Genomic DNA, 14539 nt, shown 5'->3' on the forward strand with positions numbered 1-14539 from the left:
GAGAATTGTGTGAGACACATAGGAGAAACATCCAGAAAAACTAGAGTTAAAATGCATAAATCTGGGAAAAATTGGGTACGAACCCTCATTTCTCAGATTGGTTTAATGCATTTTTTAGGGGGAGCAACCTCAGAACAAAGCATTAATGTTGATATATATGAACAAAAGAATATTTCTGCAAGTACAATTTTGAAAGGTGCGTTAGCACTGGGGGCAGTAACAGGTGCAACCGTCGTTACTGAGAATGCTTTTGCAGATGATACTGTGATAGCTAAAGAAACAACCCTTTTAACGACTGATACCAATGAAGTTAAACTCTCTAGCGAAACTACAGATTCATCGATTGAGGAAGAAAAAAATAGTCTTTCACAATCAGAATCAAGCTCAGAGCCAGCTAGTGAGTCGAACTCAACCTCAACTAGTGAGTCGATGTCAACCTCAACTAGTGAGTCGGTATCTCAGTCGATGAGTGAATCCGTTTCTGAATCAGTAAGCGAGTCAGTATCTGAATCCGTATCCGTTTCTGAGTCAGTCAGTGAGTCCATTTCTGAGTCAGTCAGCGAATCAACTTCAAAGAGTATTGTCTTGTCTGAATCAGGTGTTGCTTCTGGAGATAAAAATGCAACAACAGGAACTGAAGAAAAACAGGACAGTGTTCGTGAAAATCTAGATAAAATGATTTCAGAAGCTGAAGTGTTGAATGATTTGGCTACCCGTCAATTGAACACACTAGATGATGAACAGCAATTGGAGCTGATGAAATTAATGGTAGCGACACAATCACAATTGGAAGCTACTAAAAATCTGATTGGTGATCCAAATGCGACTGTGGCAGATTTACAGATTGCCCATACAACTTTAGGAAATAATACAGAAGCTCTTGGGAATGAATTGATCAAATTAAGTTCAAATGGTCAAATTCATGCAGTTTTAAATAATATCGAAACTACCCGAGCTGCGACCTTGCGCTCAACCACTACTGGGACAAAAACAACCTTTACCATTAGTGATTTCTCAAATGGTGGAACTCAATACTACTGGTCTGGTGGAAATAAAAACAATCTTTTAAATCCTATAGATAGTATTACTGCGGTTTATGACTCAGCTACTGGAAAAATTTCGTGGACAGTAGAATACAATCCGACGAAAATATTAACACATCCTACTGTTAAAAAATCTGGAGCTTATACAGGGATTTATATCGACACTTCGGCGGATCCGAAATTAAGTAAACCAACAAATGTTTTAATTGACGGGGCGGCAACAAATGAAGTTACAAGTCCTTATACTAACAGAAATCCTCAAGGGATAGAGTATGTAACTCAAACGAGATCAAAAGGAATTACGACTCACACAATTACTTTCGACACGGACTATAGCGGAACAAGTAGCGATCTTCGTGACTTGAAAATTAAAATGCTGGCTGCTTCACGTCCATCGGAGACAGGCACTTTTTATGAAGATGGCTATAGAGGAACTTTTGGACGTTATAATGGTAAAGAGGCTCCTTATGTTGTAGCCAATGATGGTGGGACAGCGATTGGTGGTTATCAAGTTGGTGGTGTGAATGCGGATTCAATACCTTCAGATACAACCAGTCAGTCGGAATCAACGTCTAAATCAGAGTCTACCTCAAAATCAATCTCAGAATCAATCTCAGAATCAGTATCAGAATCAGTGATTAGATCTGTCTCAGAATCAGTATCACAATCAGTAAGTGAATCTGTATCAGAATCAGTAAGCGAGTCAGTATCAGAATCTGTATCTGAATCAGTAAGCGAGTCAGTGTCTGAATCAGTTTCTGAATCAGTATCCGAGTCAGTAAGCGAATCTGTATCTGAATCAGTAAGTGAATCCGTATCCGAGTCAGTAAGCGAGTCAGTATCTGAATCAGTAAGCGAATCAGTGTCTGAATCCGTATCCGAATCCGTATCCGAATCAGTAAGTGAGTCAGTAAGCGAATCCGTATCTGAGTCAGTAAGCGAATCTGTGTCTGAATCCGTATCTGAATCAGTAAGTGAGTCAGTAAGCGAATCAGTGTCTGAATCAGTAAGTGAGTCAGTAAGCGAATCTGTGTCAGAATCAGTAAGCGAGTCAGTATCTGAATCAGTAAGCGAATCAGTATCAGAATCAGTAAGTGAGTCTGTATCCGAGTCAGTAAGTGAATCAGTATCAGAGTCAGTCTCAGAATCCGTATCCGAGTCAGTAAGTGAGTCAGTAAGTGAGTCAGTAAGCGAATCCGTCTCAGAATCAGTAAGCGAGTCAGTATCAGAATCTGTGTCAGAATCAGTAAGTGAGTCCGTATCAGAATCAGTAAGCGAGTCTGTATCTGAATCAGTAAGCGAATCCGTATCTGAGTCAGTATCTGAATCAGTAAGCGAGTCAGTATCAGAATCAGTAAGTGAATCAGTAAGCGAATCCGTATCAGAATCAGTAAGTGAGTCTGTATCCGAGTCAGTAAGTGAGTCTGTATCTGAATCAGTATCAGAATCAGTAAGCGAGTCTGTATCCGAATCCGTATCTGAGTCAGTAAGCGAGTCAGTAAGCGAGTCTGTATCTGAATCAGTATCAGAGTCAGTAAGCGAGTCTGTATCTGAATCCGTAAGCGAATCAGTTTCTGAATCAGTAAGTGAATCCGTATCTGAATCAGTAAGTGAGTCAGTAAGCGAATCCGTATCTGAGTCAGTAAGTGAATCCGTATCAGAATCAGTAAGCGAGTCTGTATCAGAATCAGTAAGCGAGTCCGTATCAGAATCCGTATCAGAATCAGTAAGCGAGTCTGTATCTGAATCAGTAAGTGAATCAGTATCTGAGTCAGTATCCGAATCAGTAAGCGAGTCCGTATCAGAATCAGTATCCGAGTCAGTAAGTGAATCCGTATCAGAATCTGTATCCGAATCAGTGTCAGAATCCGTATCCGAGTCAGTAAGTGAGTCTGTATCAGAATCAGTATCAGAGTCAGTAAGTGAATCCGTATCAGAATCTGTATCCGAATCAGTGTCAGAATCCGTATCCGAGTCAGTAAGTGAGTCTGTATCAGAATCAGTGTCAGAATCCGTATCAGAATCAGTAAGTGAGTCAGTGTCTGAATCAGTCTCAGAATCAGTAAGTGAATCTGTATCTGAATCAGTAAGCGAGTCCGTATCTGAATCAGTAAGCGAATCTGTGTCAGAGTCAGTAAGTGAGTCTGTATCAGAATCAGTGTCTGAATCCGTAAGCGAATCAGTGTCTGAATCCGTATCAGAATCCGTAAGCGAATCTGTCTCTGAATCCGTAAGTGAATCTGTCTCTGAATCCGTAAGTGAATCAGTTTCTGAATCAGTAAGTGAATCAGTAAGTGAATCCGTATCCGAGTCAGTAAGCGAATCTGTGTCAGAATCAGTATCTGAGTCAGTAAGCGAATCAGTGTCTGAATCAGTAAGTGAATCCGTATCCGAGTCTGTATCAGAATCAGTAAGCGAATCAGTATCCGAATCAGTAAGCGAGTCTGTATCAGAATCAGTGTCTGAATCAGTAAGCGAGTCAGTATCAGAGTCAGTAAGTGAATCCGTATCTGAATCCGTAAGCGAATCAGTATCAGAGTCAGTAAGTGAGTCTGTCTCTGAATCCGTAAGTGAATCAGTTTCTGAATCAGTAAGTGAATCAGTAAGTGAATCCGTATCCGAGTCAGTAAGCGAATCTGTATCAGAATCAGTATCTGAGTCAGTAAGCGAATCAGTGTCTGAATCAGTAAGTGAATCCGTATCCGAGTCTGTATCAGAATCAGTAAGCGAATCAGTATCCGAATCAGTCAGCGAGTCTGTATCAGAATCAGTGTCTGAATCAGTAAGCGAGTCAGTATCAGAGTCAGTAAGTGAATCCGTATCTGAATCAGTAAGCGAATCAGTATCTGAATCAGTAAGCGAATCAGTATCAGAATCAGTAAGCGAATCCGTATCTGAGTCTGTATCCGAGTCAGTAAGTGAATCCGTATCTGAGTCTGTATCCGAATCAGTAAGTGAATCCGTATCTGAGTCAGTAAGCGAATCAGTATCTGAGTCTGTCTCAGAATCAGTAAGCGAGTCAGTATCTGAATCCGTATCCGAATCAGTAAGCGAGTCAGTATCTGAATCCGTATCTGAGTCAGTAAGCGAGTCAGTATCAGAATCCGTATCAGAATCAGTGTCTGAGTCAGTAAGCGAATCTGTATCCGAATCAGTAAGCGAGTCAGTATCTGAATCAGTAAGTGAATCAGTATCTGAGTCAGTAAGTGAGTCAGTTTCAGAATCAGTAAGCGAGTCAGTATCTGAATCAGTAAGCGAATCAGTATCAGAATCAGTAAGTGAGTCCGTATCTGAATCAGTAAGCGAATCAGTATCTGAATCAGTAAGTGAGTCCGTATCTGAATCAGTAAGCGAGTCGGTAAGCGAATCAGTATCTGAGTCAGTAAGCGAGTCTGTATCCGAATCAGTAAGTGAGTCTGTATCAGAATCAGTAAGCGAGTCAGTATCTGAGTCAGTAAGCGAATCTGTATCAGAATCAGTAAGCGAATCAGTATCAGAATCAGTAAGTGAATCTGTATCAGAGTCAGTAAGTGAATCAGTATTCGAATCCGTATCAGAGTCAGTAAGTGAGTCTGTGTCTGAATCAGTAAGCGAGTCAGTGTCTGAATCAGTAAGCGAGTCAGTATCAGAATCAGTAAGTGAATCTGTATCAGAGTCAGTAAGTGAATCCGTATCCGAATCAGTAAGTGAATCAGTATCTGAATCAGTTTCAGAATCAGTAAGCGAGTCTGTGTCTGAATCAGTTTCAGAATCAGTAAGCGAGTCTGTGTCTGAATCAGTAAGCGAGTCAGTATCAGAATCTGTGTCTGAATCCGTATCAGAATCAGTAAGTGAGTCTGTATCAGAATCAGTAAGCGAGTCAGTATCAGAATCAGTAAGCGAATCCGTATCTGAGTCAGTAAGCGAATCCGTATCTGAGTCAGTAAGCGAGTCAGTATCAGAATCAGTAAGCGAATCAGTATCTGAGTCTGTATCCGAATCAGTAAGCGAATCAGTAAGCGAGTCTGTATCTGAATCCGTATCTGAATCCGTATCAGAATCAGTAAGTGAATCAGTAAGCGAGTCTGTATCCGAATCAGTAAGTGAATCCGTATCTGAGTCAGTAAGCGAATCAGTATCTGAGTCAGTAAGCGAATCAGTTTCTGAATCAGTAAGCGAGTCAGTATCAGAATCCGTATCAGAATCAGTAAGTGAGTCAGTATCAGAATCCGTAAGCGAGTCAGTATCAGAATCAGTAAGTGAATCCGTATCCGAGTCAGTATCAGAATCCGTAAGCGAATCAGTGTCTGAATCAGTAAGCGAGTCAGTAAGTGAATCCGTAAGCGAATCAGTGTCTGAATCCGTATCAGAGTCCGTATCCGAATCCGTAAGCGAGTCTGTATCCGAATCCGTATCTGAATCAGTATCAGAATCAGTAAGTGAATCAGTATCAGAATCAGTAAGTGAGTCTGTATCCGAGTCAGTAAGTGAATCAGTATCTGAGTCAGTAAGCGAGTCTGTATCTGAGTCTGTATCCGAATCAGTAAGCGAGTCAGTGTCTGAATCAGTGTCTGAATCAGTAAGCGAGTCAGTATCAGAATCAGTAAGTGAATCAGTAAGCGAGTCAGTATCTGAATCAGTATCCGAGTCAGTAAGTGAGTCCGTTTCAGAATCCGTATCTGAATCCGTAAGCGAATCAGTGTCTGAGTCAGTAAGCGAATCAGTATCAGAGTCAGTAAGCGAATCTGTGTCTGAGTCAGTAAGTGAATCAGTATCTGAGTCAGTATCCGAATCAGTAAGCGAGTCCGTATCAGAATCAGTATCAGAGTCAGTAAGTGAATCAGTATCAGAATCTGTATCCGAATCTGTGTCAGAATCAGTATCCGAGTCAGTAAGTGAGTCTGTTTCAGAATCAGTAAGCGAGTCAGTATCTGAATCAGTAAGTGAATCCGTAAGCGAATCAGTATCAGAATCAGTAAGTGAATCCGTATCTGAGTCAGTAAGCGAGTCTGTGTCTGAGTCAGTATCTGAATCAGTAAGCGAGTCTGTATCCGAGTCAGTATCAGAATCCGTAAGCGAGTCAGTATCAGAATCAGTAAGTGAATCCGTAAGCGAGTCCGTATCTGAATCCGTAAGCGAATCCGTATCTGAGTCAGTAAGCGAATCTGTATCAGAATCAGTAAGCGAATCCGTCTCAGAATCAGTAAGCGAATCCGTATCCGAGTCAGTGTCTGAATCAGTATCAGAATCAGTATCTGAATCAGTAAGCGAATCCGTCTCAGAATCAGTAAGCGAATCAGTTTCTGAATCAGTGAGCGAATCTGTATCCGAGTCAGTATCAGAGTCAGTAAGCGAATCAGTGTCTGAATCAGTAAGCGAATCCGTATCAGAATCAGTTTCTGAATCAGTATCAGAATCAGTAAGTGAGTCAGTAAGTGAATCCGTAAGCGAGTCAGTATCAGAGTCAGTAAGTGAGTCTGTATCTGAATCAGTAAGTGAGTCTGTATCAGAATCAGTAAGCGAGTCAGTGTCTGAATCCGTATCAGAGTCAGTAAGTGAGTCTGTATCAGAGTCAGTAAGTGAATCTGTGTCAGAATCAGTAAGTGAGTCTGTATCTGAATCAGTATCTGAATCAGTAAGTGAGTCTGTATCTGAATCAGTAAGTGAGTCTGTATCTGAGTCAGTAAGCGAGTCAGTATCTGAGTCAGTATCTGAGTCAGTAAGCGAATCCGTATCAGAATCAGTAAGCGAGTCAGTGTCTGAATCCGTATCTGAATCAGTCAGCGAGTCAGTATCCGAATCTGTGTCTGAATCAGTAAGTGAATCCGTATCAGAGTCAGTATCAGAATCAGTCAGCGAATCAGTATCAGAATCAGTATCAGAATCAGTAAGTGAATCTGTATCAGAATCTGTGTCAGAGTCAGTATCAGAATCTGTGTCAGAGTCAGTAAGTGAGTCTGTATCAGAGTCAGTAAGCGAGTCAGTATCCGAATCCGTATCAGAGTCAGTAAGTGAATCAGTCTCTGAGTCAGTAAGCGAATCCGTATCAGAATCAGTATCTGAGTCAGTATCTGAGTCAGTATCTGAGTCAGTATCTGAGTCAGTGTCAGAGTCAGTAAGTGAGTCAGTATCCGAATCAGTAAGTGAATCCGTATCCGAGTCAGTGTCTGAATCAGTAAGTGAATCTGTATCTGAATCTGTGTCAGAATCAGTAAGTGAGTCTGTATCCGAGTCAGTAAGCGAATCAGTCTCTGAGTCAGTAAGTGAATCCGTATCCGAGTCAGTGTCTGAATCAGTAAGTGAATCTGTATCTGAATCTGTGTCAGAATCAGTAAGTGAGTCTGTATCCGAGTCAGTAAGCGAATCAGTCTCTGAGTCAGTAAGTGAATCCGTATCAGAATCAGTAAGTGAGTCAGTATCAGAATCAGTAAGCGAATCAGTCTCTGAGTCAGTATCAGAATCAGTAAGTGAATCAGTATCCGAGTCAGTATCAGAATCAGTATCTGAGTCTGTATCTGAGTCAGTAAGCGAATCTGTGTCTGAATCAGTAAGTGAATCCGTATCAGAATCAGTAAGTGAGTCAGTAAGTGAATCAGTAAGTGAGTCAGTATCAGAATCAGTAAGCGAGTCAGTATCAGAATCCGTATCAGAATCTGTGTCAGAATCAGTAAGTGAATCAGTGTCTGAATCAGTAAGTGAGTCAGTAAGTGAATCAGTAAGCGAGTCAGTATCAGAGTCAGTAAGTGAGTCTGTATCTGAATCAGTAAGTGAGTCTGTATCAGAATCAGTAAGCGAGTCTGTATCAGAATCAGTAAGCGAGTCAGTGTCTGAATCCGTATCAGAGTCAGTAAGTGAGTCTGTATCTGAATCAGTAAGTGAGTCTGTATCAGAATCAGTAAGCGAGTCAGTGTCTGAATCCGTATCAGAATCTGTGTCAGAATCAGTAAGTGAGTCAGTATCTGAATCAGTAAGTGAATCAGTGTCTGAATCAGTAAGTGAATCAGTGTCTGAATCAGTAAGCGAATCAGTATCAGAATCAGTAAGTGAGTCAGTATCAGAATCAGTATCAGAATCAGTAAGCGAATCTGTATCTGAGTCAGTAAGTGAATCAGTATCTGAGTCAGTAAGCGAATCCGTATCAGAATCAGTATCTGAGTCAGTATCTGAGTCACCATCTGAATCAATCTCTGAATCAGTAAGCGAGTCTGTATCTGAATCTGTATCCGAGTCAGTAAGTGAATCAGTATCAGAATCAATTTCAGAATCTGTATCTGAGTCTGTGTCAGAATCAGTAAGCGAGTCAGTATCAGAATCAGTATCTGAGTCAGTAAGCGAGTCAGTCAGCGAATCAGTATCCGAGTCTGTATCTGAATCAGTAAGTGAATCAGTATCTGAATCAGTAAGCGAATCAGTATCTGAATCCGTATCTGAGTCAGTCTCAGAATCAGTATCTGAATCAGTAAGTGAGTCTGTATCAGAATCAGTAAGCGAATCCGTATCCGAATCAGTAAGCGAGTCCGTATCAGAATCAGTAAGTGAATCAGTATCCGAATCAGTAAGCGAGTCTGTGTCTGAATCAGTAAGCGAATCCGTATCCGAATCAGTAAGCGAGTCTGTATCCGAATCAGTAAGTGAATCAGTATCAGAATCAGTAAGCGAGTCTGTATCAGAATCTGTATCAGAATCTGTATCCGAGTCTGTATCCGAATCAGTATCTGAGTCAGTAAGTGAGTCAGTTTCTGAGTCAGTAAGTGAATCAGTATCTGAATCAGTAAGTGAATCCGTCTCTGAGTCACCATCTGAATCAGCAAGCGAGTCAGTGTCAGAGTCACCATCTGAATCAATCTCTGAATCAGTGTCCGAGTCAGTAAGTGAATCAGTGTCCGAGTCAGTAAGTGAATCAGTATCAGAATCAATTTCAGAATCTGTATCTGAGTCTGTGTCAGAATCAGTAAGCGAGTCAGTATCAGAATCAGTAAGCGAATCAGTATCTGAGTCAGTAAGTGAATCAGTATCTGAGTCAGTAAGTGAATCAGTATCCGAGTCAGTATCAGAATCAGTAAGTGAATCCGTATCAGAATCCGTATCAGAATCCGTGTCTGAATCAGTATCTGAGTCAGTAAGTGAGTCTGTATCAGAATCTGTGTCTGAATCAGTAAGTGAATCTGTATCAGAGTCAGTATCTGAATCAGTATCAGAATCAGTATCAGAATCAGTAAGCGAATCCGTTTCTGAATCAGTAAGCGAGTCAGTGTCTGAATCAGTAAGCGAATCAGTATCCGAGTCAGTATCTGAGTCAGTAAGCGAGTCTGTATCAGAATCAGTATCAGAATCAGTGAGTGAATCAGTATCTGAATCAGTATCCGAGTCTGTATCAGAATCAGTATCCGAATCAGTAAGCGAATCTGTATCAGAATCAGTATCCGAATCAGTGAGTGAATCAGTATCTGAGTCAGTATCTGAATCCGTAAGTGAATCAGTAAGCGAGTCAGTATCTGAATCAGTGTCCGAGTCAGTAAGTGAATCAGTATCTGAATCAGTAAGTGAATCCGTATCCGAGTCACCATCAGAATCAGCAAGCGAGTCAGTGTCAGAGTCACCATCCGAATCAATCTCTGAGTCAGTAAGCGAATCAGTATCTGAGTCACCATCAGAATCAGCAAGTGAGTCAGTGTCAGAGTCATCATCTGAATCGATCTCTGAATCAGTAAGTGAATCCGTATCTGAGTCACCATCAGAATCAGCAAGCGAGTCAGTGTCAGAGTTACCATCCGAATCAATCTCTGAGTCCGTATCTGAATTCCTTTCTGAGTCCGTCTCAGAGTCAGATTCTAGACGATTATTGCCAAATACGGGAGAAAATTCTTCTTCTCTTGGATTAGTTGGGCTCAGTGGTCTGCTAATCGGAGGACTGTTAGGACGTAAAAAACGTAAAACAGGAGATAATGAGTAAGAAGCGAATAGACTCTTAAAATAAATAAGCAAGGGTTGGTGGTGTTCTCACACCTCAACCTTGTTTTTATGTTATAATAATTTGGAATGGAGAGAATGGATTAATTTGAATATGATAAGAAAATTTCAGAAACACTGGAGGAAATCACTAGTAATCCAAAAATTTTCATGGATGATTTGTATAATATTTATATATATGTTAGGTCGACAAATTCCTATTCCAACAGTTGGGGTTGATAAAGTTGTACTGGGTAATGCCATAGATTCACAACTAATTGAAAATTTTGGAGCTATTACTGGAATTCAATTTAGTAGCATGACCTTATTCACATTAGGGATTGGTCCGACTATGACAATGATGATTTTATGGCGTTTCTTAGTTACTTTTAAATTAATTAGTAATTGGACCTCAGATAAAGTGAATCGGTTGCAGTTTTTGATGACATTAGTAATTGCTTTGTTACAAAGTTATGGTATAACAAATAGTTCTGAATTTTTAATATCATTTGGATATAATGATGTGACTTTAAGGATCATTACAATCATCTTATTAACAACTGGTACACTCATACTAAATTGGTTATGCAAAATTAATAGTGAACGAGGTATTGGAGGAATGACTGTTGTCATATTGGTAAATATGATATTAGCGTTTCAAAGTAATACAATGAAGTACTTCACAACTCAACAATTCGATTCCCATAATCTCATACAATTTGGCATATTATTTTGTACTGTGTTATCTGTACTTGTTTATTTAACTATATTACTGTATAAAGGGGAATATCGTATACCGATTCGAAGAGTAGGATTAAATACACCATACCACTCTAGTAGCTATTTACCTATTCGTGTGACACCTGCGGGTGCGATGCCATTTATGTATGGAATGACTTTAATGTTGTTGCCTCCTTATATATTTATATTGTTGTTGAATATATTTCCTAATAATCAAATTTTAGAATATCTTTCAATTCATATTGGATTATCTCAAGTACCTGGCGTCATTTGTTATATCATACTACTTTATCTCTTGTCCATTGGTTTTTCATACTATAATTATGATCCATATGAAATTTCAAAAAATATGAGAAATAATGGTGATTATATTTCTGGTAAAAAGCCGGGTGAAGAAACCTTAAAATATCTTCGACTTGTTATAAATTCGTTTGCACAATTTGGGGCTTTTACAGTAGTTGTTTTGGGTGGTTTACCGTTGCTTGCAGTTTCATTGCAGGGGCAGGGTAAAAATAGTATTTCAATTGCTCTATTGATTAGTAATGCCTATATTATAGTAAGTCTCTTGTTGGGTGTGATGGAGCAGGTTGATACAATGAATAGTTGGAAAAAATACAAAAATTTAATTTAATGGTGGGAAGTTTATGTTTTATTTTGTGCCTTCTTGGTATAGTCGACAAAGACAATGGTATGATAATACACCTTGGTGGTTTCGTGTAAATAATCGAATGACTTTTGATGATAGTGTGAATCAAGTAAAAATGTTTTTGGAAGCAAAAGAGGAAATTGGAGTAATGATATTGAACTATCAGCCTCAACTTCGATATTTTTTACATAATCAAGGGATTTTTGGGACTTACTATTGGTCATTTTTTGATGATATCCAGAATATCACAAGATTTTACACAAAAATGATTCATTTAAAAGACTTAAATTGGCCAAAAGGTAGTGAGTTTTTTTACAGTCCTTTTGCAGTCATTGTCCGACTAAAGGGAAAAATTTATGCTGTTGTGAACTATGCTGAAAATGGGAATATTCATTCGATATCATTTCAAAAGAATGAAAAAATAACAAAAGATTATATCTTTGATGATAGAGGATTTTTATCTAGCATTCTTTATTACGATATAGATGGGCAAGCCCTTTATCAAGATTACTTGAACACTAATGGTATTTGGCAAGTTAGAGAGTTTCTAAAAAAAGAAAATGACTCCTCTCCTCTACTTATGGTTAATGATTTTGCAGATAAGACTTTTAGTAAGAAGTATTATAATAGTTGGAAAGAATTGATAGAGGAGAGATTGGCAGTTTTTCAAAAAAATCATATTAAAAATAATGATATATTTGTTGTTGCAAGCCATGAACAACATAATCAACTTATTTCAACTATATTTAAGGATTATAGAACAATTTACTCTTTTTTCGGAAATAGATTTAATTTGCAAGATTTTAAAAAGAGTCAATTAACTTTTAATGAAGCTTCTTTTGTGGTGGTCGATACTGAGCGGAATGAAAGATTATTGAAGGATTTTTTTGAAAAAATAGGATTTAAATCAATTCCAATCATGCGTCTTTCACCTTTTGATAGTCGATTACGTCTTGGACATAGTCAGACTGTTAAAGAGCAGATAATTTACTTTTTCATCGATAATATAGAGCGCGATGAACTATATTCTGTCCTAACAATTATTCTAGAATTAATGAGTTTGCGTAAGGATATTGAACTTAGAATCGTAACATTTAGGCAGGATATTCAGTTGGATTTGTTAAAGACATGGATTATAGGATTAATTAAAACATTCCATTTTGAAGAACTCTTTTTTCAACATGTTAGTGAAGGTGAAAATGAACTAGAAGATGAACAAGAGATAGAGTTAAGTCGAATAGTGATGGATTATTTTACAAATGAAAATCAGATTATTGAATGTCTGGATACAGCTAGGTTAGTCATTGATCTTGGGCTTGAACCAGATCTATATACACAAATTGCTAGTATTAGTGCGGGTATACCACAAATTAATCGTGTAATTTCGGACTATGTTGAACACCAAAAGAATGGATTCGTTATCAGTGAAATCAGTGATTTGTCAGCAGCAATTGAATTTTATTTTGATGGACTATCAAACTGGAACGAAGCGCTCATCTACGCTGTTCAAAAAATGTCTGATTACACAAGCGGCAAAATAATAGATCAATGGAAGCAAATGCTAGAAAATAGGAATAGGTAATTGGATGACGATGAAGATTTTACAAATTGGCTATGTAAATTGGTCTAGCAAGGTAGAAAAACTACCAGAAGATTTAGAATGGTTTTTTTGTGAGCCAGAGAATATCCAAAATTTTTTAAAATTAGAAGAAGAAAGATTACTTGCAGAAATCCTTAAAAGCATGACGAAGCAAGATAAATCGATACAAAATCCTAAAGTTCATATTCATTTCAATGCGATTGTTATAACTGATTATCTTGAGGAAAAACAATTAGAACCTTTAATGGACACAATTGAAGCCTATAGTTTATTTTGTAGTTCAGAATTAGACCTATCTTCAGATAATCTAGATGGAATTTTTAGAAGAAAAATACTACGTAAACTGGAAAAATCAAAAGACATTTCTACTTGTATCAATTTTTTACATCAAGTATTGTTTAGCAGTCAATATGGGGCAAAATTAAAAATACCTGAAATAGATATCAATCCAAATTTTGGAGGTATGGTACAACGGAATGGTCATGTAAATACTCAGTTTACTGGTGATTTTGGAGAAGATTTCCAACAACTATTTACTTATAGGTATAATCTTTCAAGTTTTCCAATAGCTCTAGAATTATGGCAGGAGTATGAAAAAGTCAAAGGCAATTGTCACATTCAGTTAATAATAACTCCAATGAGAAGGGGTAGTCTTTATGAATTAATGGACAGTATGATTTATAATGAAGACGATCTTAAAAATTTAATTATCCTAGAATCAAATCCTGAAGAAATTGGTTTTTATGCTGTATCCATATATGCCAAAGGAGAGGGGACTCTGTCATTTGGCCCCCTTCATTGGCGATATTCACGTCAAGGTCTCGGCAACTTAGTTCTTGGAGGTGGAAGGTACAGTGATGAGAGAAGACAGGAATTTTTCTATTACTTTAATCCAGGAGATATGAAGCCACCTCTAAATGTATATTTTTCAGGGTTCAGGCCAGCTGAAGGGTTTGAAGGATTTGGAATGATGAAATCTCTAAATTCTCCGTTTCTGTTAATTGCTGATCCTAGATTGGAAGGAGGCTGTTTCTATGTTGGAACTGATCAATATGAAACAAAAGTCATTGAAGTGATACAAAGATCATTAGACTATTTAGGATTTTCATCATCAGAGTTGATACTATCTGGCTTATCAATGGGGGCATTTGGTGCAGTATATTATGCAGCAGACCTAAATCCTGCGGCAGTAATTGTAGGGAAGCCATTTACAAATCTTGGAGATACTGTGTCTGGATTAAAATTAAAAAGACCAGATGAATTTGAAACAAGTGCAGACATGCTGCTGAATGTAACTCATGGTTTAACAGAAATACAAATTGATGAGTTTAACCAAAAATTATGGAAGAAATATCATAAAGCAAGCTTTAAAGATACTCAATTTGCTATAGGGTACATGAAAAACGATGATTACGATAGTTGTGCTACTCAACGTTTAACAAATTATCTTTCACAGAAAGGTGTACATATATATAGTGTAGGATATGAAGGAAGGCATAATGACAACAGTCAAGCGATTAATAAATGGTTTAAGCAACAATTTAAAAGAATTCTAGAAGATCAGTTTGGAAGGTAAGGAAT

4 protein-coding genes are annotated in these 14539 nt (G+C 38.2%); all 4 read left to right on the plus strand.

All coding sequences use genetic code 11. From position 1 onward, the window contains the following. The first annotated feature begins 51 nt into the window (after positions 1-51). The 4 genes from UKS_RS09955 (at position 52) to asp2 (ending at position 14534) form a co-directional block, all read left to right on the plus strand. Complete coding sequence (locus UKS_RS09955; protein ID WP_443031389.1) at positions 52-9975, plus strand: accessory Sec-dependent serine-rich glycoprotein adhesin; 9924 nt, start codon at positions 52-54, stop codon at positions 9973-9975. Between the two features lie 195 nt (positions 9976-10170). Then, entirely contained in the window at positions 10171-11343 is a 1173-nt protein-coding gene (gene secY2, locus UKS_RS02830) for an accessory Sec system protein translocase subunit SecY2 (RefSeq protein ID WP_232049749.1), read from the plus strand. Positions 11344-11356: 13 nt separating this feature from the next. Next, a complete protein-coding gene (gene asp1 / locus UKS_RS02835) occupies positions 11357-12940 on the plus strand; it encodes an accessory Sec system protein Asp1 (protein WP_156011742.1) in 1584 nt (527 codons plus the stop codon). Positions 12941-12944: 4 nt separating this feature from the next. Further along, entirely contained in the window at positions 12945-14534 is a 1590-nt protein-coding gene (asp2, locus tag UKS_RS02840; protein WP_232049750.1) for an accessory Sec system protein Asp2, read from the plus strand. Positions 14535-14539: the final 5 nt, after the last annotated feature.

The organism is Streptococcus sp. 116-D4 (assembly GCF_009731465.1).
GTDB lineage: Bacteria > Bacillota > Bacilli > Lactobacillales > Streptococcaceae > Streptococcus > Streptococcus pseudopneumoniae_E.

Coding starts and splice junctions, on each gene's coding strand:
- asp2 (WP_232049750.1), top strand. CDS start 12,945: ATGACGATGAAGATTTTACAAATTGGCTATGTAAATTGGTCTAGCAAG.
- UKS_RS09955 (WP_443031389.1), top strand. CDS start 52: ATGCATAAATCTGGGAAAAATTGGGTACGAACCCTCATTTCTCAGATT.
- asp1 (WP_156011742.1), top strand. CDS start 11,357: ATGTTTTATTTTGTGCCTTCTTGGTATAGTCGACAAAGACAATGGTAT.
- secY2 (WP_232049749.1), top strand. CDS start 10,171: ATGTTAGGTCGACAAATTCCTATTCCAACAGTTGGGGTTGATAAAGTT.